At 73.5% G+C, this 21,723-nt stretch carries 17 protein-coding genes; 10 read left to right on the forward strand and 7 right to left on the reverse strand.

Features of this window, described 5'->3' with window-relative positions; genetic code table 11:
• Window positions 1-48: 48 nt before the first annotated feature.
• Both recQ and ACGFK0_RS11355 read right to left on the reverse strand, forming a co-directional pair.
• Entirely contained in the window at window positions 49-1,905 is a 1,857-nt protein-coding gene (gene recQ, locus ACGFK0_RS11350; protein ID WP_392903124.1) for a DNA helicase RecQ, read from the reverse strand.
• A gap of 45 nt (window positions 1,906-1,950) precedes the next feature.
• Window positions 1,951-2,610, reverse strand: a complete 660-nt coding sequence (locus tag ACGFK0_RS11355; RefSeq protein ID WP_392903126.1) for an HAD family hydrolase — start codon at window positions 2,608-2,610, stop codon at window positions 1,951-1,953.
• Between the two features lie 200 nt (window positions 2,611-2,810).
• Between ACGFK0_RS11355 and ACGFK0_RS11360 the strand changes: the two genes are divergently transcribed.
• Window positions 2,811-3,281 (forward strand): hypothetical protein, encoded by a 471-nt coding sequence (locus ACGFK0_RS11360; protein WP_392903129.1) that lies wholly within the window; start codon window positions 2,811-2,813, stop codon window positions 3,279-3,281.
• 48 nt (window positions 3,282-3,329) lie between these two features.
• On the opposite strand, the gene ACGFK0_RS11365 is transcribed toward ACGFK0_RS11360, so the two are convergent.
• The 4 genes from ACGFK0_RS11365 to ACGFK0_RS11380 form a co-directional block, all read right to left on the reverse strand.
• On the reverse strand, window positions 3,330-6,011 hold the full coding sequence (locus tag ACGFK0_RS11365) for a hypothetical protein (protein ID WP_392903132.1): 2,682 nt from the start codon (window positions 6,009-6,011) through the stop codon (window positions 3,330-3,332).
• Window positions 6,012-6,092: 81 nt separating this feature from the next.
• On the reverse strand, window positions 6,093-7,073 hold the full coding sequence (locus tag ACGFK0_RS11370) for a cation diffusion facilitator family transporter (protein WP_392903134.1): 981 nt from the start codon (window positions 7,071-7,073) through the stop codon (window positions 6,093-6,095).
• 140 nt (window positions 7,074-7,213) lie between these two features.
• Window positions 7,214-8,230, reverse strand: coding sequence for a hemolysin family protein (locus ACGFK0_RS11375; protein ID WP_392903137.1), 1,017 nt, complete (start codon window positions 8,228-8,230; stop codon window positions 7,214-7,216).
• Entirely contained in the window at window positions 8,218-9,654 is a 1,437-nt protein-coding gene (locus tag ACGFK0_RS11380; protein WP_392903140.1) for a hemolysin family protein, read from the reverse strand. The genes ACGFK0_RS11375 and ACGFK0_RS11380 overlap by 13 nt, the downstream gene beginning before the upstream one ends.
• Before the next feature lie 342 nt (window positions 9,655-9,996).
• Between ACGFK0_RS11380 and ACGFK0_RS11385 the strand changes: the two genes are divergently transcribed.
• From ACGFK0_RS11385 to ACGFK0_RS11415, 7 genes are read left to right on the forward strand one after another with little or no spacing between them, the layout of a single operon-like run.
• Window positions 9,997-11,211 (forward strand): hypothetical protein, encoded by a 1,215-nt coding sequence (locus tag ACGFK0_RS11385; RefSeq protein ID WP_392903144.1) that lies wholly within the window; start codon window positions 9,997-9,999, stop codon window positions 11,209-11,211.
• Window positions 11,208-13,811, forward strand: coding sequence for a tetratricopeptide repeat protein (locus ACGFK0_RS11390; protein WP_392903146.1), 2,604 nt, complete (start codon window positions 11,208-11,210; stop codon window positions 13,809-13,811). The genes ACGFK0_RS11385 and ACGFK0_RS11390 overlap by 4 nt, the downstream gene beginning before the upstream one ends.
• A gap of 2 nt (window positions 13,812-13,813) precedes the next feature.
• Window positions 13,814-14,926: a protein phosphatase 2C domain-containing protein gene (locus ACGFK0_RS11395; RefSeq protein ID WP_392903149.1), complete on the forward strand. Its 1,113-nt coding sequence runs from the start codon at window positions 13,814-13,816 to the stop codon at window positions 14,924-14,926.
• Window positions 14,923-16,236, forward strand: coding sequence for a VWA domain-containing protein (locus tag ACGFK0_RS11400; RefSeq protein WP_392903152.1), 1,314 nt, complete (start codon window positions 14,923-14,925; stop codon window positions 16,234-16,236). Before ACGFK0_RS11395 ends, ACGFK0_RS11400 begins: the two co-directional genes overlap by 4 nt.
• A 5-nt stretch (window positions 16,237-16,241) precedes the next feature.
• Window positions 16,242-17,066 (forward strand): FHA domain-containing protein, encoded by an 825-nt coding sequence (locus ACGFK0_RS11405; RefSeq protein WP_392903155.1) that lies wholly within the window; start codon window positions 16,242-16,244, stop codon window positions 17,064-17,066.
• The gene (locus tag ACGFK0_RS11410) at window positions 17,063-18,577 is read left to right on the forward strand and encodes a hypothetical protein (protein WP_392903157.1); all 1,515 of its coding nucleotides are present in this window, start codon (window positions 17,063-17,065) and stop codon (window positions 18,575-18,577) included. The genes ACGFK0_RS11405 and ACGFK0_RS11410 overlap by 4 nt, the downstream gene beginning before the upstream one ends.
• Before the next feature lie 14 nt (window positions 18,578-18,591).
• Complete coding sequence (locus ACGFK0_RS11415; RefSeq protein WP_392903160.1) at window positions 18,592-19,419, forward strand: glutamate ABC transporter substrate-binding protein; 828 nt, start codon at window positions 18,592-18,594, stop codon at window positions 19,417-19,419.
• 1 nt (window position 19,420) lies between these two features.
• Here the strand turns inward: ACGFK0_RS11415 and ACGFK0_RS11420 are convergent, their stop codons facing one another.
• A complete protein-coding gene (locus ACGFK0_RS11420; protein ID WP_392903163.1) occupies window positions 19,421-19,810 on the reverse strand; it encodes an STAS domain-containing protein in 390 nt (129 codons plus the stop codon).
• A 368-nt stretch (window positions 19,811-20,178) separates the two neighbouring features.
• Between ACGFK0_RS11420 and ACGFK0_RS11425 the strand changes: the two genes are divergently transcribed.
• Window positions 20,179-20,850: a lysophospholipid acyltransferase family protein gene (locus ACGFK0_RS11425; RefSeq protein ID WP_392903166.1), complete on the forward strand. Its 672-nt coding sequence runs from the start codon at window positions 20,179-20,181 to the stop codon at window positions 20,848-20,850.
• An 85-nt stretch (window positions 20,851-20,935) separates the two neighbouring features.
• Window positions 20,936-21,628 carry a hypothetical protein gene (locus ACGFK0_RS11430; protein WP_392903169.1) on the forward strand — a complete coding sequence of 231 codons (693 nt, stop codon included), beginning with the start codon at window positions 20,936-20,938 and terminating at the stop codon, window positions 21,626-21,628.
• Window positions 21,629-21,723 lie beyond the last annotated feature (95 nt).

The following is a 21,723-nucleotide window of genomic DNA, read 5'->3' on the forward strand; positions in this document are numbered from 1 at the left end:
GGACTACGGGGGGGTCGTGCGAGGGAATCGGGGGCGAGGCTCGTGCGGTCATTCCTCGTCTGAGGCGGAGGCGGCGAGGGTTTCCAGGACCTGGTCGCCGTACTTGGCGAGCTTGTTCTCGCCGACGCCGTTCACGCGGCCCAGTTCGGTGAGGGACGACGGGAGGGCGGTCGCGATCTCCCGCAGTGTCGCGTCGTGGAAGATGACGTAGGCGGGGACACCCTGTTCCTTGGCGGCGGCGGCGCGCCAGGCGCGGAGACGTTCGAAGATCGGCATGGACTCGGCGGGCAGCTCGACGGGAGCCTTGCGGTCCTTGGCGGTCTTCGCGGCCTTCGTTGCGGGACGTTCGGGTTCGCGGCGCATCATCACCTTGCGCTCCCCGCGCAGGACGTCGGCGCTCGCGTCGGTCTGGAGCAGTGTGCCGTGGTTGCTCTCGACGGCGATCAGGCCCTGGGCGAGGAGCTGCCGGACGACGCCGCGCCATTCGGCCTCGCGCAGGTCGGCGCCGACCCCGAAGGGCTTCAGGGAGTCGTGGTCGAACTGGATGACCTTGGCGCTCTTCTTGCCGAGCAGGATGTCGATGATGTGCCCGGCGCCGAACTTCTGCCGCCGTTCCCGGTCGAGCCGCACGATCACCGACAGGACCTTCTGCGCGGGGACGGTCGCGTCCCACGTCTCGGGCGGTGTCAGGCACGTGTCGCAGTTGCCGCACGGCTCGCCGGACTGGCCGAAGTAGTTCAGCAGCTGGACGCGGCGGCATTCGACGGTCTCGCAGAGGGCGAGCATGGAGTCGAGGTGCATGGCCTGGCGGCGGCGGAACGCGGCGTCGCCCTCGCCGCCGTCGATCATCTTGCGGAGGTTGACGACGTCCTGAAGGCCGTAGGCGAGCCAGGCGGTGGACGGGAGGCCGTCGCGTCCGGCGCGCCCGGTCTCCTGGTAGTAGCCCTCGACGGACTTGGGCAGGTCGAGGTGGGCGACGAAGCGGACGTCGGGCTTGTCGATGCCCATGCCGAACGCGATCGTCGCGACGATGACGAGGCCGTCCTCGCGGAGGAAACGCGACTGGTTGGCGGCGCGGATCCGCGCGTCAAGGCCGGCGTGGTACGGGAGGGCCTCGATGCCGTTCTCGGTGAGGAACGCGGCGTGCTTCTCCACCGAGTTGCGGGACAGGCAGTACACGATGCCCGCGTCGCCCTTGTGCTCGGTCTGGAGGAGGCGCAGGAGCTGGCGCTTGGCGTCGGTCTTCGGCTCGATCCGGTACTGGATGTTGGGTCGGTCGAAGCTCGCGACGTAATGGCGTGTCTTCGCCCCCGGGCCGACCTCAAGCCGGAGGCGGGACGCGATCTCGCCCCGGGTCGCCTCGGTGGCGGTCGCGGTGAGGGCGATGCGGGGGATGTCGGGCCAGCGTTCGTGCAGGCCGGACAGCATCAGGTAGTCGGGGCGGAAGTCGTGCCCCCACTGGGACACGCAGTGCGCCTCGTCGATCGCGAACAGCGAGACCGTCCCGCGGTCGAGCAGCTCGACGGTCGAGGCGAGATTCAGCCGCTCGGGCGCCAGGTACAGCAGGTCGAGTTCGCCGGCGACGAACTGCGCCTCGGTGACGCGGCGCTCGTCGAGGTCCTGGGTGGAGTTGAGGAAGCCCGCCTGGACGCCGAGGGCCCGCAGCGCGTCCACCTGGTCCTGCATGAGGGCGATGAGCGGCGAGATGACGATGCCGGTGCCTTTGCGGACGAGCGCGGGGATCTGGTAGCACAGCGACTTCCCGCCGCCGGTCGGCATCAGGACCAGGGCGTCCCCGCCGGAGACCACATGCTCGATGATCTCGCGCTGGCCGTCCCGGAACGCGTCGTACCCGAACACGCGCCGCAGGGTGTCGAGGGTCTCCGGAGTCTCGGGGGAAGCCATCGGCCCATACTATGAGCGCCCGCCGACGCCCGCCCCCGGGAACGCTCAGCTGTGGATGACCTCCACCAGCTCCGGGGTCACCTCGTCCAGGTCACCGGCGACGTGCGCGGCGAGTTCCAGCGCGTCGGACGCGGGCGGGTGCGCCGGACGCGGGATGGCGATCACCGTCATCCCCGCGGCGTGCGCCGACCGGAGCCCGTTGCTGGAGTCCTCGATGGCGACGCAGGCGCTCGCGGGCACCTCCATCCGTGCGGCCACGGTCAGGTACCCGTCCGGGGCGGGCTTGCCGCGGTCGACCTCCTCGGTCGAGATGGTGGCGAGGAACCGCCCGTACACCCCGAGCTTGCCGAGCACCAGGTCGATGAGGGCGCGCGGGGACGAGCTGGCGAGGCCGAGCGGACGGTACCCGGACATCCGGTGGACGGCGTCCTCCGCCCCCGGCAGCAGCGGCAGCCCGGCCTCGTACCGCTGAAGCATCCGGTCGATCACCTCGTAGGCGACCTCCTCCGCCGTGACGCCGTCGATGAGGTCGGTGGCGAGGTAGCGGGCCCACTCTTCGGTGCTCATGCCCATGAGGCGGTCCTGGGTGTCGGGCAGCCAGCGTCCGCCGTGTTCGGCGACGTACGCGCGCCGCACCTCCTCCCACACCGGCTCCGAGTCGATCAGGACGCCGTCCAGATCGAAGACGATGGCCTCGACGGGCATGGGTTCCTCCCGGGTTCGTCGGTGCGCCCTCCCGGCAACGGGCACTACCCGGTGAGGTCGGGAGGGAACCTTCCGCATCGGTTCGGACGAATGCCCTCTGACCTGTATTTATCCGACGAATGCGACACGACCCGGTTGCAGTCTGGCATGGTGGAGAACCTCCGTACCCCCTCCGGAGTCACTGCAGAGGAGATCTGCCCATGGTGTTCCTCGGTTTCCTGCTCGTCGCGGCCGCCGTCGCCGCAGGAGTCGGCGTCGTCCTCGACAACACCGACGCCGCGAACCTCGTCGTTTTCGGCCAGTCCGTTCCCGGCGTGAACGAGCAATGGCAGGTCTTCCTCGCCGGCGCGGCCGTGGCCATCGTCTTCTTCAGCGGGATGCTGCTCACCTTCGCAGGCGCCGGCCGCCGCCTGCGCACCCGACGCGACCTGCGCGACCTGCGCGAGGAACACGAGGAGTCGCTCACCTCCCTGGTCGCGGAGAAGCGCCGCCTGGAGCGCGAACTCGCCCAGGTTCGGCAGGGCCCCCGCCCCGTCCGGGCCCCGTCCGGGCCGTCCGGCAACACCGGACCGGTTCCGCGGCGCGAGCCGGCCGCCGCCGTCCAGGGCGCCCACGTCGCACCCCGCGCGAAGAACCCCGGCGCCTCGCCGTTCTTCACCCGGAACGACTGACGGGCTCCGGGCCGCGGCGGCGCCCCCCGCGCGGAGCCGACCGGCCGCTCAGCCGCCGAGCAGGTGGGGGGCCGCGGTCGCGGCGCGTCCGAACGGGCCGTCCTCCAGCCTGCCGGACGGGGCCCCGGCGTACTCCCGGTACGACGGCGGACGGGAGCCCGCCGCGCCCAGAAGCACCCAGCGCCGGGCCCGGACGGCGCCGATGAGGAACTCGCCGTCGGTGACCTCCCCCGCGTCCGCGACGATCAACGCGTCGAACTCCTCGTCGCGGGCGGTCAGCGCGACACCCGCCGGGGTCCCGATGACGAGGTCGGCGGTACGGAGCAGCACCTCGCTCCCCGCGGCCAGCCCGCCCTCCAGGTAGCCGGTGAGCTGCTCGATGCGGGCCATCGCGCGCCGCTGATGCGCGGGGACGACCTCGGGGTCGGCGGCGGGATCCGAGCCGCAGACCTCCACGACGTTCTCCCGCGAACGGGCCTCGGTGCGCTGCGCGGTCTCCAGATCGGCCTCACGGCGGGACATCTCCTCGGCCGCCTCGGCGGTGCGGCGTTCGAGCGCCGCCTCCGCCTCCGCGGCCCGGGCCGTGGCGGTCTCCGCGTCCGACCGGGCCCGTCCCGCCGCCGCGAGGGCCCGTTCGCGGGACGTCCGGGCGGCGTTCACCCGGTCCTCGATCTCCTGCGCGGCCTGCCGCGCGGTGCGCGCCCGGACGGCCGCCTGCGTGGCCCGCTCCACCGACTCCGACGCCAGCCGCGCCTGCTCCTCATGCTCGGCGCCCGCGGTCTCCCGCTCCGACGCCAGCCAGGTCAGCTCCGTCCCCAGGCGTTCCTGCGCCTCCTGCGCCGCCTTGAGCCGCGCTCCGCCCTCCGACACGAACGACGCCAGGCCCCGCCGGATCCGCTCCGCGTTCTCCGCCGCGTCCTTGGCCTCACGCGCCCGCCGCGCGGCCTCGTCCGCCTCCCGCGTCTTGGCCTTGACCTCCGCGCGCAGGCCCTTCCAGTTTGACGGCGGCGCCGCCACATGCAGCCGCTGCCCGAACGACATCTTCCGGCGTACCGCGGACAGCGCCGACTCCGCCGAGACGAGCCGGTAGTAGGCGGCGTGGCCCTCGGCCGCCGCGTCCGCGTCCGCCGCCGTCAGCCGGTGGGCCTCCTCCGCCGCGCCGGGCAGAGCCCCCCGCGCCTGCGCCAGCTCGTCGGTCAGGGACGCCTCCGCCTGCCGCGCCGCCTGCAACTCCGCCTGTGCGGTCTTGGCGCGCTCGTCCATCTGGACGCAGCGCGCGTAGGTGGCGTCGGCCGTCCGGGTCAGGGCGTTCGCCTCCGCCGCCGCCTCGTCCGCGATCGTCTGGAGCCGCTCCGCCTCCGCGCGCGGGCCCGTCAGCTCCTCCTCCGCCTCCTCCTGGACTGTGGCGAGCCGCTCCGCCTCCGCCTCGGCCTCCTCGGCGGCCCGCCCGGCGCCCTCCGCCGCGTTCCGGGACTCCTCGATCGTGTGCGCCAAGGCCGCCTGCTCGGCCTCCAGCTCCTCGCCCCTCCGCAGATGCTCCGCCTGGACGGACTTCAGCGTCGCCGCGTCCCTGGGCCACTGCTCCAGCCACATCAGCCCGCGACGCAGCAGACGTGTCTCGGTGTCCCACGAATGCCGCCACGCCTCCCCGACCGGACGCAGCGCCGCCGACCGCACCCGAGTCTCCGGCGCGGACGGCCCCTCCTCCGGGACGGCGGGCTCCGCCTCCGGGACCGCGGGCTCCGCCTCCGGGACCGCGGGCTCCGCCCCGGGCCGCACGGGCAGCGGCTCGGCCCTGGTGACCGCCGACGAGTTCTCCTCCGGCTCCGGTTCGGGCCGCCCCGTCACGGGCCTGAACTCGACCGTCCCACCGGAACCGGGCTCCCGCATCGGCGGTGCCTCGACGGCCTCCTCGTCCACCGGCGGCATGGCCCGCGTCGCCACCGAACGGGCCTCCGCCGTCGCCGGGCGGGTCTCGATCAGCAGAGAGAAGACCTCGGGATCGTTCTCCAGGCCCCGCAGCAGGTCGGCGGCCCGTTCCGGCGTGGGAGCGACCAGCAGCGCCCGGCCGTCCGCCGCCGCCAGTTCCTTCACGATCTCCCGGACGACCTCGTCTCCGCGTTCCGCCTGGACGAGCCGGACCTCCTCCGTCCCCGCCTCCAGCGAACCGGGCGCGACGAGGAACCGCGCGAGCACCTCCCAGTCCCCCGTGACCCGTCCCTCCCGCAACGCCCGGAGGGCCGCGATGTGCGGCGCCCAGCCGACCGGCGGGACGTCCTCGGGTACCTCCCGCAGCCGCGCGTCGAGTCGCTCGTAGAACCCGGTCAGCGGCCCGTACACGCTTTCGACCAGCTCACGCCCGCCCCACCCGTCCTCGGCGGCCTCCGTCCCGAGCGGCGGTGTCGGCTCACGCCCTTCCTCGACCTCGTCGAGCGGCATGGTCTCGAACGCCGCCCGGGGGTCCAGCCCGGCCGGATCTTCCCCGGTCCGCTCTTCGTCGGCCGGCTCTTCGGGCGGAGCGGGCACCGGGACGTCCTCGGGAGCGTCGTCCGCCGGGGAGGCGGGTGTGGGCTCAAGGTCGTCCGCCGCGTTGCCGAAGGTGCTCTTCGGGCGGGGGGCGACGACGGTGGGGACGTCGGAGGGCGGGACGTAGGCAGGCGTGGTGTTCTCGTCTCCGAGGGTTTCCGGGCTCTCTTCGTCAGGCCCGTTGGTTTCTGATGGCTGATTCACCGACGACATCCCGTCCCAGATCGACCGCCCGGGGCCGTAATTTCCCGTTCTGCGCCGGACTAACGTCTCACAGGTCGATGATCATCGGTGTCCGGCCAGCGCGGCGTGATGATCTTCACCGTGGCGGGCCTCCGGGTCGGGGTGGACGACGGCGCCGGACAGGCGGGGGAGCGCGTGCAGGAGGCTGTGCTCGGCCTCGACGGCGACCTGGTGGGCGCGGACGACGGTCGAGGCGGGGTCGACGACGACGTCGCATTCGGCGCGGAGATGGTGGCCGATCCAGCGGAGGCGGACGTCGCCCACGGCGAGGACGCCCGGCGTGGAGGACAGGGCGGCCTCGGCGCGGTCGACGAGGACGGGGTCCACGGCGTCCATGAGGCGGCGCCAGACCTCGCGGGCCGTCTGCCACAGGACGGCCAGGATCGCGACGGTGATGAGAAGGCCGACGACGGGGTCGGCCCAGGGTGCGCCCAGGGCGAGCCCTCCGGCGCCCAGCAGGACGGCGAGGGACGCGAAGCCGTCCGTGCGGGCGTGGAGGCCGTCGGCGACGAGGGCGGCCGAGCCGATGCGGCGGCCCACGCGGACGCGGTAGCGGGCCACGAGTTCGTTGCCGGCGAAGCCGATGAGGGCGGCGCCCGCGACGGCGGCCAGGTGTTCCACAGGCTGTGGATGGGCGAGCCGCTGCACGGCCGCGTACCCGGCGGCCAGCGCCGATGCGGCGATGGCCAGGACGATGACGACGCCCGCGAGGTCCTCGGCGCGTCCGTATCCGTAGGTGTAGCGGCGGGTCGGCGGGCGCCTGCCGAGGAGGAACGCGATTCCCAGCGGGACGGCGGTCAGGGCGTCGGCGGCGTTGTGGAGCGTGTCGCCCAGCAGCGCCACCGAGCCGGTGAACGCGTACACGACGGCCTGGAGAACGGTGGTCGCGCCGAGGCCGGCGAGAGAGATCCACAGGGCGCGCATGCCCTGGGCACTGGCCTCCATCGCGGAGTCCACCTTGTCGGCCGCCTCGTGCGAGTGGGGCCGCAGGAGGTGGAGCAACCGGCGCTTGAGCGATCGCACACGACCGTGTCCGTGCCCGTGCCCCTGTGTTTGCCCGTGCCCATGACCGTGACCGTGTCCGCTCATATGGCCAGGATGACCCGGATATCCCGTTGCAGCACCTCGACACCTGCGCCGTCGTCGCAGGTGCGCGGCGTGCGTCAGTGCGGGTTCGTGGCCAGAAGCTCCGCCAGGAGGTCGTCCAGCGTGACGATGCCCGCGAACTCGCCCCGCTCGTCGTTGATGACGGCGAGCGGGGCCCGGGCGCGGCGCATGCGGCTGACCGCGTCCAGGACCGTCGTCTCCGCCGTGAGGACGGTCGCCGGGTGGGCCATCTCGTCCGCGCGGCGTTCGCCGTCCGGTTCGGTGATGGCCGCCCGGACGTGCACGATCCCGGTCATCGCGCCGTCGCGGTCGCGGACGAGCAGCCGGTTGTGGCCACTGGCGGTGGCGGTCCGGCGGATCTGCGCCGCGGTCGCGTCCGCGCCGATCGCGGTCACGGACGTCGCCGGCACCACCAGATGCCCGACGGTGGCCTCCCGCGCCGAGATCGCCCGGCGGAGCAGCTCGTGGTCACGGCGTCCGATGAGGCCGAGGCGGCGGGACTCGCCGACCAGGTGGCTGAGCCGGGCCGGGTCGGTGTGGCTGTCCAGCTCGTCCTTCGGCGTGACGCGGAAGAGCCGCAGCAGCGCGTTCGTCGTCGAGTTCAGCGCCGACAGGATCGGCCTGGACACCTTCGCGAACGCGCGGAACGGCAGCGCGAGGATCAGCGCCGAGCGTTCCGGGTGCGTGATCGCCCACGACTTCGGCGCCATCTCCCCGATGACCATGTGCAGGAACGTGACGACGGCGAGGGCGGTGCCGAGCGCGATGGCCTTCGTCCCGGCGTCGGGGACGCCGAGCGCGTGCAGCGGCGGTTCCAGGAGGTGCTCGAACGCGGGCTCGGTGACGATCGCGAGGCCCAGCGAGCACATCGTGATGCCGAACTGGGCGCCGGCGAGCATCAGCGACAGTTCCCGGACGCCGGCGAGCGCGGCGACGGCGGGCCGGCTGCCCGTGGCGGCGGCGCGTTCGAGCTGGGGGCGGTTCGCCGCGACCAGCGCGAACTCGGCAGCGACGAAGAACCCGTTCCCGACCAGCAGCAGAACGGTGATCAGCAGCGTGGTCAGCGGGTCCACGACGCCTCCGAACCGGACGGGACCGTGTCGTCCTCGGCGGCGGCAGCCGGAGCCGGCACCTCGGACGCCTCGGACGGCTCGGACGGCTCGGCGGAGCCCCGCGGGCGTTCCGCCGGGACGGCCGACGGCGCCTTGATCAGGATCTTCTCGGCGACGCGGCGGGCCACGCTCACGACCTCCAGCTCGACCGAGCCGGCCTCCACGTCGACGGTGAGGCGGTCCCCGGGGGACGGCAGCCGGCGCAGCTCCGCCATGACCAGCCCCCCGAGGGTGTCGTAGGCGTCGCCCTCGGGCAGGTCGAGCTTGGTCAGCCGGCCGACCTCGTCGATGCGCATGCCCGCGTCGACGAGCCAGGACCCGTCGGGCCCGGAGGTCGGAATCTCCTCCTGCGCGTCGGTCTCGTCCGCGATCTCCCCGACGAGCTCCTCGGCGACGTCCTCGAAGGTGAGGATGCCGGCGAGGCCGCCGTACTCGTCGACGACGCAGGCGAACTCCTCGCCGGAGTCGCGCATGTGCTCGATCACCCCGTACAGCGGCTGGCTGCCGGGGACGAGCAGCGCCGGCCGCGCGACGCGGCCGACGGGGGTGGCGGGGTCGAGGGTGTCGTCGGCGACCTCGCGGACGCCCGCGACGCCGATCACGTCGTCGACCTCCTGGCCGTAGACGGGGTAGGCGCTGTGCCCGGTCTCGCGGATCAGCGCGACGAGGTCGGCGACGGGCGCGGTGGCCGGCAGCGTCCGGACCTGCGGCCTGGGCACCATGACCTCGTCGGCCGTGAGGTCGCCGAACGACAGCGCCCGGTCCAGCAGGCCGGACAGGTCGGCGGGCAGGTGCCCGGAACTGTGCGACTTGCCGATGATGTCGCCGAGCTCCTCAAGCGTCGCGCCGCTGTGCAGCTCCTCGACGGGCTCGACGCCGACGGCGCGCAGCAGGCGCTCGGCGGAACTGTCGAACAGCCGGATCAGCGGCCCCGCGATCGTCAGGTAGATCAGGGTGGACGCGGCCAGCGCGCGCGCCAGCGACTCGGCGCGCGCGAGCGCGAGGTTCTTGGGGAACAGCTCGCCCAGCAGCATCTGGATGAGCGTCGCCAGGACGAATCCGGTGGCGAGCGCGATCGCGCCCGTCGCGCCCATGGGGACTCCCGCGACCTCCAGCAGCGGCTGGATCAGCTCTGCGAGGGCGGGTTTGGCGATGAAGCCGACGACCAGGGTCGTCATCGTGATGCCGAGCTGCGCGCCCGACAGCATGAACGAAACCCTGCCGATGACCTTCAGTGCCCGTTTCGCGGGAATGTCGCCACGTTCGGCGGCCTGTTCCAGAGTCGCGCGGTCAGCGGCGACGTAGGCGAACTCCTGGGCGACGAAGTATCCGGTGGCGGCGGTGAGAAGGATCACCGCCAGCACCCCCAGCACCGCGGTCAGCATGGGGCACCGGGTCTATGACTGGGGTCCGGCACTGCGGACTCACCACTCCTCTCGTAGACGTGCTACCTCTCGTAACGTCACCTATGACAACGAGGTTCCCGGTCCACAGGGTACGGGTCGGCGGCCGGACGGTCCCGGCCGGACGCGCCCGGTGTGGCCCGTCCGCGGGAGAAAGACGCTTGTTTCGGCTAGTGTCACGGATCACACTTGTATGAGAGCGTACGTCCGATAGTGGACCGGTCCGCGCTCCCAGACCGGTGCGCCGGGCATGCTCGGGGGGACCATAGGAGAGCGATCGCGGGGCAGACGTTGGACCAGAGCGGGGCCGGGGCCGCCGCGCCCATGAGTCGTGAAGGCGTCGACCATGCCCTGCGGACCCTCCGGCGGGAGCGCGACCGCATCTCGGCGTCGCTTCTCGAACTCGACGGCCACGACGGCAGCCGGCTTCTGGAGGGCGCCCGCCTCACCGGCGAGACGTGGCGCCGCTGGGAGGAGGCGAAGGCCGTCATGGCGGGGCTGTGGGCGCTGTTCGACGCCTACCAGCGCGTCCTGGACACCGCGTCGGAGCTGCGCGGACGGTCGTCGCGTCCCGACATGGCGACGCTGGTCGAGCTGTCCGGGCTGCTGTCGGGAACGTCGGTCGAACTGCCCGGCGGGGAGACCCCGCTGCGCGACCGCACGCTGCTCGGCCCGCAGGAGCGGCGGGTGACGCTGAACGACGCGGTCGCGATGATGTGCGGCGCGTACGAGTCCGTCGCGGGCGAGGTCGCCGCCGCCGACGCGGCCTGGACGGCGCTGCTGCTGCCGCTCGAAGAGGTGGAGGAGGGCTGGCGGGAGACGGCCCGGCTGGCGCACTCCCTCGACGGCACCCGGCATCCCGAGCTGGACCGGGTCGGGCGTGAGCTGACCGCGCTCGGCCGCGTCATCCGCACCGACCCGCTGTCGCTCGTCCGGGACGGCCGCGCCGACACCGGCCGCCTCGACCGCGTCCGCGGCGCCCTGACCTCGCTGGACGACGAGCTGGCCGGTGTCGCCCGGATGCGCGACGACTACGCGGACCACGTCGCGCGGGTCACCGCGTCCATCGAGGAGATCGAGCGGACGGAGCAGCGTGCCTGCGAGGCGCACGCGACGGCCCTCATCAAGATCCTTTCGCCGAATCTTCCCGAACCGTCGCGGGGGCTGGGCATCGCGCTCCGCGACCGGCTCACGGCCCTGGAGCGGCTCCGCGAGGCGGGCCGGTGGGTGGAGATGGCCGGACGGTTCGCCGAGCTCGAACGCGCCGCCGTCGAGGCGCTGGAACGGGCGCGCGGTGATCTGCGTCTCAGTGCCGGCCTGCTCGACCGGCGGAGCGAGCTGCGCGGACGCCTGGAGGCGTACCTGGCCAAGGCCGCACGGCTGGGCCTGGTCGAGGACGAGCGGCTCACCGCGCTGTACGGGGAGGCCCGTGATGTGCTGTGGACGGCGCCCTGCGACCTGCGGAGGGCGACCATGGTGCTCGGGGAGTACCAGCGAGCGATCAGGGCGTGCGAGAGCGAGACGGGGACCCGGCGATGAACCGATGCACCCAGCCCGGCTGCACCGGCGAGGTGGAGGCCGACGGCTTCTGCGACGTCTGCGGGATGGCCCCGGTCGCGGCCCCCGCGCCCGCCCCGGCCGCCCAACCGGCGCAGCCCGCGCAACCGGCACAGCCCGCGGCGCAGCCTGTGCAGACGTCGCAGCCCGTGCGGCCTCCGCAGGCGCCGCGGCCCGGCGCCCCGGCTCCGCAGCCCGCCCGGTCGGCGCCGCCCGCGCGGCCGTCCGCGCCGTCCGGTCCCTACCCGGCCCCGCCGACCCCGCCGGCCCCCGCCGTGCCGCCTCGGCCGGGTGCCGCGGTGACGACGCGGACGCCGGCCGCGCCCCCGACCACCAGGCAGCCGGGTTCGTCAGGCTCGTCCGGTCCGTCCGCCTCGTCCGGTCCGTCCGCCCCGTCGCACCCGAGCGGCCCCGGCTCGGCGTCCGCCGGCACGGCGGGCAGCGGACGGGGCACGGTCGGGTCCGGGCGGACGGCGTCGCGCGGCGGCACCCGGGGGACGGGCTCCAGCGGCGCCAGCAGGCGCGGGATGCTCGGCGCCGGGCTCGTCGAGGTGCCGCCCGTCCCCGCCCGCGACCCCGCCTCCGCGATCATGGAGACGCCGGAGGTGCCGGAGAACCGGCGCTACTGCAGCCGGTGCGACGAGAAGGTCGGGCGGAGCCGGGGCGGGCGCCCGGGCCGTACCGAGGGGTTCTGCCGCAACTGCGGGCACCCGTTCTCGTTCACGCCGAAGCTGCGCGCCGGCGAGGTGCTCGGCGGCCAGTACGAGGTGCTCGGCTGCCTCGCGCACGGCGGGCTCGGCTGGGTCTACCTGGCCCGCGACCACAACGTCAGCGAACGGTGGGTCGTCCTCAAGGGCCTGCTGGACACCGGGGACGCCGACTCGCTGGCCGCCGCGACCGCCGAGCGCGCGTTCCTCGCCGAGGTCGAGCACCCCAACATCGTCAAGATCTACAACTTCGTCCGGCATGACGACTCCGGCTACATCGTGATGGAGTACGTCGGCGGCCGGTCGCTGAAGGACATCCTGCTCAGCACCCGCCAGGACCACGGCGACCAGGCGGCGCTCCCGCTCCCCCAGGTGATCGCGTACGGGCTCGAGGTGCTGAGCGCCCTCGGCTACCTGCACGGCGTCGGCCTGCTGTACTGCGACTTCAAGCCGGACAACGCGATCCAGTCCGAGGAGCAGCTCAAGCTGATCGACCTCGGCGGGGTGCGCCGCGCGTTCGACATCGACAGCCCGATCTTCGGTACCCCCGGCTACCAGGCCCCCGAGATCGGCTCGCAGGGCCCGTCGGTCACGTCCGACCTGTACACCGTGGGCCGGACGCTGGCGGTGCTGAGCTTCCCGTTCCGCGGCTACACCGGACGGCATCTGCGGAGCCTGCCGCCCCGCGAAGAGGTACCGCTGTTCCAGCGGCACGAGTCGTACCACCGGCTGCTGCGCCGCGCCACGCACCCGGACCCGGCCCGCCGCTTCCAGAGCGCCGCCGAGATGGCCGAGCAGCTCACCGGCGTCCTGCGCGAGGTGCTGTCGGCCGAGGACGGGCGCCCGCGGCCCGCGCCGTCGCCGCTGTTCGGCGCCGAGCAGCACACCGCCGGCGCCGAGATCATCGGGTTGGCCGACCGGGGCGGCGACCGGGTGAACGGCGCCGCCCCGCCCATCCTCGCGCCGCTGGAGCCGCCGGCCGCCGCGGCGGCGCTGCCCGTCCCGCTGGTGTACGGCTCGGACGCGGCCGCCGCGTTCCTGGCCGGGCTCACCGCCCGCGACCCGGGCGACCTGGCGGCCGCGCTGAGCGCCGCGCCGGTCGCGTCCCGGGAGGTCCGGCTCGCGCTGGTCCGGGTCCGGATCGAGCTGGACGACCTGGACGGCGCCCGGCGGCTCATCGAGGAGATCGCCGCCGAGGCCCCCGACGACTGGCGCGTCGACTGGTACCGCGGTGTCCGCGCCCTCGCGGGCGGGCGCGGCGCGGAGGCCGCCGCCGTCTTCAACGACCTGTACGACCTCGCGCCGGGTGAGCAGGCGCCGAAGCTGGCGCTCGCCTTCTGCCACGAGATCCTGGGCGACATGGCGAACGCCGACCGCTTCTACGAGACGGTCTGGCGCACCGACCCCACCCACGTGAGCGCCGTGTTCGGGCTGGCCCGCGCCCGTATCGCCGCCGGTGACCGGCAGGCCGCCGAACGCGTGCTGGATTCGGTCCCCCGCGTCTCCAGCCACTACCTCGCCGCGCAGCTCGCCGCCATCGCCACCGCCGTCCGGGGCCGCCGCCCCGGTGAGCTGAACGCCGCCACGCTCGTCGAGGCCGGCCGGCGCCTGTCGTCCCTGCGCCTCGACACCGAGCGCACCGCCGCGTTCGCCGCCGAGGTGCTGGAGGCCGCCCTGACCTGGGTCCGCGCCGACCGCACCCCGGCGCCGCCGGGCTCCCGCATGCAGATCCTCGGCACCGACCTGGACGAGGCGTCCCTGCGCGCGAAGCTGGAGGAGACCTACCGCGTCCTCGCCAAGCTCGCGGACGGCACCGAGCACCGGCACGCGATGGTCAAACGGGCCAACGCGATACGCCCGAGGACGCTGTTCTGACGATGAACGCGGACCAGCACACCCACATCGGGCTCTGCCGAACCTGCGGCGAGCCCGTCCACGAGGACGACCGCTTCTGCGAGAGATGCGGCCGCCCCGACCCGACGACCGGCGACTGGTCCCCGCCCCCCGAGACCACGGTGCCCCCGGACTCCGCGCCCGGCGCAGGCGCCGCGCTCGCAGCGGACCCTGAGGCCGGGCATGCGGCCGGGAAGGGCGTGTGCACGGATTGCGGGGACGGGGCCGTCGGGACGGACGGGTACTGCGAGCAGTGCGGGTTCCGGCAGCCGAGCGGGCGGGAGCACGTCGAGGCGGAGCTGGGCGGGTTCGCGGCGGCGGTGAGCGACCTCGGGCTGCGGCGCGGCCGGAACGAGGACGCGTTCGCGCTCGCGGCGCTGCCCGCCGGTGCGTGCGCGGTGGTGTGCGACGGCGTCGCGAGCGCGCCGGGGTCGGAGGAGGCGTCGCGGGTGGCCGCCGATGCCGCGGCCGCCGTCCTGGCGGGACGCGTCTCGCTGGGCATGGACCCGCGGGACGCCACCCGCGGCGCGGCGGCGCGGGCGGGCGAGGTCGTGACGGGGCTCGCCAAGAACCCCGAGTCCGCGCCCGCGTGCACGTTCGTCTCGGCCGTCGTCGACGGGCCGGACGTCACCATCGGGTGGATCGGGGACAGCCGGGCGTACTGGCTGTCGGCCGCCGGCTCGTGGCCGCTCACGCGGGACGACTCGTGGGCGGCGCAGATGGTCGAGCGCGGTGAGATGGGCGCGGCGGACGCGTGGGCGGACCGGCGGGCGCATCTGCTGACGGCATGGCTGGGCGCGGACGCGGGCGCGGCCGAGCCGCGGCTCGCGGCGTTCCGGCCCGCCGCCCCGGGCTTCGTGGTGCTCTGCAGCGACGGGCTGTGGAACGACCTGCCCGAGGCCGCCGACCTCGCGGCCGTGGCACTGGGCGGCGCGGACGGGCCGGGCGGGCCGAACGGGCCAAGCGGGCCGGACGGGCCGCTCGGCGTGGCGCGGCGGCTGCTGCGGGCGGCGCTCGACGCGGGCGGGCACGACAACGTCACGGTGGCGGTGCTCCCCTGTCCGCCGCCAGAACCGAGCAGGGAGCCGGGCAGATGAGCGATTTCCCCGAGTTCACGGTCCGCGTGGACCAGAACCCCTACCTCCCGGACGGCGGACGGGAGATGCACGCGATCGTGACCGTGGAGGCGCGCTCGTCCGGCGGTGGCGGCGGGGGTACGGGCACCGGGCGGGCGCCCGCGGCGGAGATCATCATCATCGACACCTCGGGGTCGATGTCCTACCGGGGCAAGATGGCCGCCGCGAAACGGGCGGCGCGGGCCGCGGTGAACGTGCTGCGCGACGGGGTGCGGTTCGCCGTCGTCGCGGGCGCGAACCAGCCCCGCATGATCTACCCGCAGGGGGAGCGGCTCGCCGAGGCCAACGACACGTCCCGGCGGAGCGCCGCGCAGGCGGTGGGACGGCTGGAGGCGGCCGGCGGGACGGCGATCGGGTCGTGGCTGCGGCTCGCCGACCGGCTGTTCACCGGCTACGAGGACGCCGTCAAGCACACGATTCTGCTGACCGACGGCAAGAACCAGCACGAGTCGGCCGAGGATCTGGGCGCGGCGCTGGAGCAGTGCTCGGGGCACTTCCAGTGCGACGCGCGCGGCGTCGGCACCGACTGGGACGTCGCCGAGGTCCGCAAGATCACCTCCGCGCTGCTGGGCGGGTTCCTCGACGTCCCCGACCCGGCGGACCTGGAGGCCGACTTCCTCGCGATGACGCAGACCGCGATGAGCAAGGAGGTCGCGGACGTGTCGCTGCGCGTGTGGACGCCGCAGCAGGCGGAACTGCGGTTCGTCAAGCAGATGGTGCCCACCGTGGAGGATCTGACCGGCAGGCGCGTCGAGTCCGGGAAGCAGACGGCCGACTATCCGCTGGGCGCGTGGGGCGACGAGAACCGCGAGTACCACGTGTGCGTGGAGGTCGAGCCCGGCGATGTGGGGCGGCAGATGCGGGCCGCGTGGGTGAAGCTCATCGCCGGTGACGAGGTCCTCGCGTCCGGGAACGTCCTGGCCGAGTGGACCGACGACGAGGCCAGGTCGACGCGGATCAACGGGCGGGTCGCCCACCACACCGGGCAGTCGGAACTGGCCGACGCCATCCAGGAGGGCCTGGAGGCGAGGCGGGAGGGCGACGAGGACACCGCGACGACCAGGCTCGGGCGGGCGGTCGTCCTGGCGCGGGAGGTCGGCAACGAGCAGATCTCCGGCCTGCTGGACCGGGTCGTCGACGTCATCGACCCGGTGCGCGGCACGGTACGGCTGAAGCGGGAGGTGTCCAAGGCGGACGAGATGTCGCTCGACACCCGTTCCGTGCGGACTGTGCGGACCCGCCACGGCGACGAGGCGCGAGGAGGAGGCTGAGGCTCATGCCGGTCTGCCCGAGCGGGCACACGTCCGAGGCCGCCGACTACTGCGACGTGTGCGGCGATCTCATGGACGGCGCGCAGCGCGCCGAGTTCGCCGCGCCCGCACCCGTACCCGCCCCCGCGCCGAAGGCGGACGTGGAGGAAGGGCCGGACGCGGGGCCGGACGCGGGGCCGGACGCGGGGCCGGACGCGGGGCCGGACGCGGGGCCGGACGCGGGGCCGGACGCGGGGCCGGACAAGGCCGCCTCCCCGGCATGCCCGCACTGCGGCACGCCCCGCTCCGGACGTTTCTGCGAGGTCGACGGGTACGACTTCGAGACCGGCGCCCTCCGCACCGCCCAGCCGCCCGCCCCCCGGCCGAGGCCGCTGGTGCCGTCGCAGCGGACGAGCAGCCCGCGGCTCACCCCGCCCGGCCCGTCGGCGCTGATCGCCGCCGACCGCGCCTACTTCGACACGGTGATCGCGCAGATGGGGCCGGACGCGGCGGGGCTGACGTTCCCGCCGTACAGCCCGGAGCGCCGCGTCCCGCTGATCGGCGACCAGGTCCGGATCGGGCGGCGCAGCACGTCCCGCGCGCTCCTCCCGGAGATCGACCTGAGCGCGCCCCCCGAGGACCCCGGCGTCTCGCACCTGCACGCCGTCCTGCTCGCCCAGCCGGACGGAACCTGGAACCTGGTCGACCCCGGTTCGACCAACGGCACCACGGTGAACGGCGGAGCGGACCCGATCGGGGTGAACACGCCGGTGCGGATGGCCGACGGCGACCGCATCCACGTCGGCGCCTGGACGACGATCACGCTGTCCCTGCAGGAAGGCCCGCCATGACGATGACTCCGCCCCGAAGTCCATCGGCCGGCCCGCCCTCCCCGGCGTCCAGGCCGCCGGCGGACACCGTGCGGCCCCGCGCGGGACGCCTGCGGACGTTCGTGCGCGGACGCTGGCTCCGGACGATCCCGGGCCGCGTCGGCATCCACGTGGTGCTGTGCCTGGCCGCCATCCTGGCACTGCTGGCCGTCCTGACCCTGGCGATCGGGAACGCGCGCGACTCCGTCCAGACGATCGGCAGGGACGCGGGCCCGCAGGTCGTCGCGACCGGCACCCTGTACTTCGCGCTCAGCGACATGGACGCGCAGGTCTCCAACATCCTGCTCATCGGCCGCGACCACGACCTCGGCATCGGCTACGACGAGTCGCTGAAGGTGTACGAGCGGCGCCGCGCGGAGGCCGACGCGGCCGCGGTGCAGGCCGCGCAGCTCGCCGGCCGCGACCCGGCGCTGCGGCGCACCGTCCAGGAGGTGCTGGACGGCCTCGGCAAGTACGAGCGGCTCGTCGGGCGCGCCATGGAACTCGACGCGCAGGCCGACCATCCGCCGGGCGAGCTGCCGCAGGAGGTCGTCGACGCCTACCGGCAGGCGACCGACCTGATGAAGCTCCAGCTCCTGCCCAAGGCGTACAACATCACGCTCGACACGGGCGCGCAGGTCCGGCAGCAGTACGAGACGAAACGCTCGGCGGTGCTGGCGGGACGCACGTGGGTCGCCGTGACCGGCCTGATCGTGCTGCTGTTCCTGATCGCCACCCAGCTCTACCTCGGACGGACGTTCCGCCGCGTCCTGAACGTCCCGCTGGTGCTGGCGACGCTCGCCACGCTGGCCCTCACCGCCGTGGGCGTGGGCCTCCTGACGGCCCATGCCGGGCACATGCGGAAGGCCAAGGAGGACGGCTTCGACTCGATCCTGCAGCTGTCCCGGGCCCGCGCGATCAGCCACAGCGCGTTCGCCGACGAAAGCCGCTACCTCCTCGACCCGGGACGCGCCGACACCTACGAGCAGACCTACCTCGACAAGTCGCTGTCGGTGATCTACCCGGACCTCGGGGACAAGCCGATGAACCTGGAGAACTACTACGCGGGGCTCGAGGGGACGCTCGGCTCCTTCAAGTCCGGCCAGGACGACGTCCCGTTCCTCGGCTTCTTCGGCGACGAGGCGCGCACGGTGGAACCGGGCCGCGAGGCGGACGCACTGCAGAAGACGCTCCAGGCGTACCGGGCCGTCCAGCGCAACGACGCGCGGATGCGGCAGCTCGCGGCGGCCGGAAACCGGGCCGGGGCCGTCGACGTGCGGATGGGCCGGACGTCCAACGCGATCAACGACTTCGGCGCCTACGACAAGGCGCTGAGCGAGCTGACGGCCGTCCACCAGGACGCGTTCGACGAGGCGATCGACGACGCCGACGGCGGGCTGCGCGGCTGGGACGCCGTCCCGGCGGGCGGCGCCGCCGTCATCGCCCTGCTGATCCTCGCGGGGGTCCGCCCCCGGCTGGCCGAGTTCCGCTGAAAAGGGAGACGAGCATGCGCGCCACCCGTGCCATCGCCGCGGCCGCCGCGTTCCTGGCCGCCGCGGCAGCGCTGTCGGCCTGCGGCCTCGGCGGCGCCGAGGAGGAGACCGTCGCCGGCAAGGACTCCCTCGTCATCGGCGTGAAGGAGGACCAGCCCGCCCTCGGCGTGAAACGCCCGGACGGCACGTACGAGGGCTTCGACGTCGACGTCGCCACCTACATCGCGGGCAAGCTGGGCGTCCCGGAGGACCGCGTCACGTTCCGGACGACGAACTCGTCGGTCCGGGAGGAGGCGCTGGCCGACGGCACCGTCGACATGATCGTCGCGACGTACTCGATCACGGCGCGGCGCAAGATGAAGGTGACCTTCGCCGGCCCGTACTACGTCGCGCACCAGGACACCTTCGTCCGCGCGGACGCCGCGTCCATCAACGACGTGCGGGACCTGAAGGGCAAGCGGATCTGCGAGGTGACCGGCTCCAACTCCTGGCGCCGCGTCATCGAGGAGCGCAAGGTCGCCGCGAAGCCGGTCACCGTCGGCACCTACGGGGCCTGCATGGACGCGCTCGCCGCCGGGAGACTCGACGCCGTGTCGACCGACGACCTGATCCTCGCCGGGTTCGCCGCCGGCCGCCCCGGCCGCATGATCAACGCGCCGTTCACGGACGAGAAGTACGGCGTCGGCCTCAAGAAGGGCGACCTGAAGGGCTGCGAGGCCGTCAACCGCGCCATCACCGGCATGTACCAGGACGGCACTGCCGCGCGCCTGCTGACGAAGTGGTTCGGTGACTCGGGCCTGAAACTGAACACCCACGTCCCCCAGTTCGAGGGCTGTACCTGAGTCAGGGCCTGGTGGTGGTGGGGAGGGCGACGATGGCTTCGCGGAGCGTGTCGTAGATCGGGATGAACTTGTCGATCCCGGTGATGCGGAAGACCCGCTGGACGCGCGGCGGCAGCGCGACGAGGGCGACGGACGTGCCGCGCTCACCGGCGCGGCGGTTGGCGGCGACGAGCGCGTTCAGGCCGGTCGAGTCGCAGAACGTGACCTCGCGCATGTCGACGACGAGGGGTTCGCCCGAGTCCACGACCTCGAACAGGGTCTCCTCGAAGCGGGCGCGGGACACCACGTCGATGTCTCCGTGCACGCGCACGAGAGTGCACCGGTCGTCGCGCATCAGGTTGATGTCGAAGTCCATGGTCACCTCACGCCCCATCCGGTGGTACCCGGCCATCTCAGGTGACTCCTCAGGATTGCGCACCCGTGCCCGCATTCCAAGCACTTCCCGGGAAAAGGACCAGGTCGCCCGGCGGTGCCCCGGACCGTAACCTGCCCGAGACGGCCGTCCGGTCTCCGCTCTAGACCCTACCCGACGGATCGTCCGGACCGTCCGGGCGCGTCCCGGACCTCCCGGAAACGGGCCAATAACTTACCGGACAGAAACTTACTATACGGTAAGAAATGGCGGATAAGGGCGGCCAGGCCAGCCTTGACCTGCGGATGGGCAATTCCTGACCCGACCGGCGGACGGAAAGGCGGGCGCTGACTCGGGCCCGGATCGGCGCAGACGTTACAGTGTCGGTGGCGAATTCGGGAGGCTGGATGTTCTACACGTTCATGACGCGCGTGGTGCGTCCGATCCTCTGGCTGCTTTTCCGTCCGCGGGTCGTGGGCGGGGAGAACGTGCCGAGTTACGGGCCGCTCATCGTGGCCAGCAACCACCTGTCGTTCATCGACAGCTTCATCATCCCCCTGGCGGTGCCGCGGCCGGTCACCTACATCGCCAAGGCGGACTACTTCGAGGGCGGCGGGCTCAAGAAGCGCTTCGTCCGCTGGTTCCTCACCAACCTCGGCCACGTCCCGGTCCGGCGCGGCGCCCGGCGCGCCGCGATGGGCGCGCTGGAGCAGGCCGCCGAGGTCCTCGACAACGCCGGCGCCTTCGCGATCTACCCGGAGGGCACCCGCTCCCCCGACGGACGGCTGTACCGCGGCCGCACCGGCGTCGGCTGGCTGGTCCTGGAGTCCGGCGCCCGCGTCCTGCCCGTCGCGCTGGAGGGCACCGAGAAGATCCAGCCGCTCGGCGCGTCCCTGCCGCGCGTCTTCGGCCCCCGCCCCACCGTGCGGATCGGCCCCCCGATGGACTTCTCCCACTACGGCGACCTGCCGCCCGCCAAGGCCCGCCGCGCCATCACCGACGAGATCGTCGAGACGATCCAGAAGCTGTCCGGCCAGGACTACGCCGCCGAGTACAACGAACGAGCCGAGCAGAGCTGAGCCGGCCCGGATGTTCGGGCCCGGTTCGCCCCGAACGCGTGTCGTCCGGGGCGACTCGCACCCTCTGCGCCGTAAGGTCACCGCCATGGCGCACAGGCTCCTCCCGATCATGCTGCTGTCGACGGCCGCCGCGGTGTCCGCATGCGGCGGCGCCGGAGAACGCGCCCGCCCCGTCAACGGTACCGCCCCCGCCGAGGTGGCCGGCGTCGGCTACACCTCCGACCAGCTCGCCCAGGCCCTCCTCACCGAGGTCCCCGGCTACCAGAAGGCCGGAGAGCCCGACTCGGGCTCCTACGGCACGCTCACGGCCATCCAGAACGCCACCAGGCTCCAGCGCGCCGCCGAACTGGACAAACCCCGCTGCGGGACGGGCCGCCCCGGCGGCGCGGTGCCCGGCGACGTCCCCGCGGCGCTCGTCACCTTCGCCAAACGCGGGCAGACCGTCACCGAGACCCTGATGGGCATGCCGGCCGCCGACGCCGAAAAGCAGGTCAACGCCCGCATCCCCGCCGGCTGCCTGAAGTTCCGCACCAAGGTCGGCTCCCAATGGTCACAGCACCGCGTGGTGGAGTCACCGAAGGGCGACATAGGCGAAGGCTCCCGCACCGTCGGCGTCGTCACCACCACCGGAAACACCAAGACCCGGACCTGGTACGTGGTCTTCCGAGGCCGCCACTACCTGGCGACCCTCACCGTCTACGGCCCCCAGGCCACCCGTACAGAAGCCGAACGCCTAGCCCGCGACACCCTCGCCCAGGCCGACCGCATCCTCCCGTAGTCCACGGCCGGGGGACGTGGGTCGCTATCCGTCTCATCCAGGGGCTAACGTTCGCTTTACGTGCGCGGAGCGCGGCTTCGAGCATTCCAGTCCAG

The organism is Spirillospora sp. NPDC048823 (assembly GCF_043198445.1).
Lineage (GTDB): Bacteria > Actinomycetota > Actinomycetes > Streptosporangiales > Streptosporangiaceae > Spirillospora.

Excerpts from the sequence above, each read along its gene's own strand:
- ACGFK0_RS11380 (WP_392903140.1), bottom strand. The coding sequence starts at position 9,654 with ATGCTGACCGCGGTGCTGGGGGTGCTGGCGGTGATCCTTCTCACCGCC.
- ACGFK0_RS11385 (WP_392903144.1), top strand. The coding sequence starts at position 9,997 with ATGAGTCGTGAAGGCGTCGACCATGCCCTGCGGACCCTCCGGCGGGAG.
- ACGFK0_RS11360 (WP_392903129.1), top strand. The coding sequence starts at position 2,811 with ATGGTGTTCCTCGGTTTCCTGCTCGTCGCGGCCGCCGTCGCCGCAGGA.
- recQ (WP_392903124.1), bottom strand. The coding sequence starts at position 1,905 with ATGGCTTCCCCCGAGACTCCGGAGACCCTCGACACCCTGCGGCGCGTG.
- ACGFK0_RS11355 (WP_392903126.1), bottom strand. The coding sequence starts at position 2,610 with ATGCCCGTCGAGGCCATCGTCTTCGATCTGGACGGCGTCCTGATCGAC.
- ACGFK0_RS11395 (WP_392903149.1), top strand. The coding sequence starts at position 13,814 with ATGAACGCGGACCAGCACACCCACATCGGGCTCTGCCGAACCTGCGGC.
- ACGFK0_RS11405 (WP_392903155.1), top strand. The coding sequence starts at position 16,242 with ATGCCGGTCTGCCCGAGCGGGCACACGTCCGAGGCCGCCGACTACTGC.
- ACGFK0_RS11400 (WP_392903152.1), top strand. The coding sequence starts at position 14,923 with ATGAGCGATTTCCCCGAGTTCACGGTCCGCGTGGACCAGAACCCCTAC.
- ACGFK0_RS11410 (WP_392903157.1), top strand. The coding sequence starts at position 17,063 with ATGACGATGACTCCGCCCCGAAGTCCATCGGCCGGCCCGCCCTCCCCG.
- ACGFK0_RS11425 (WP_392903166.1), top strand. The coding sequence starts at position 20,179 with ATGTTCTACACGTTCATGACGCGCGTGGTGCGTCCGATCCTCTGGCTG.
- ACGFK0_RS11415 (WP_392903160.1), top strand. The coding sequence starts at position 18,592 with ATGCGCGCCACCCGTGCCATCGCCGCGGCCGCCGCGTTCCTGGCCGCC.
- ACGFK0_RS11420 (WP_392903163.1), bottom strand. The coding sequence starts at position 19,810 with ATGGCCGGGTACCACCGGATGGGGCGTGAGGTGACCATGGACTTCGAC.
- ACGFK0_RS11430 (WP_392903169.1), top strand. The coding sequence starts at position 20,936 with ATGGCGCACAGGCTCCTCCCGATCATGCTGCTGTCGACGGCCGCCGCG.
- ACGFK0_RS11390 (WP_392903146.1), top strand. The coding sequence starts at position 11,208 with ATGAACCGATGCACCCAGCCCGGCTGCACCGGCGAGGTGGAGGCCGAC.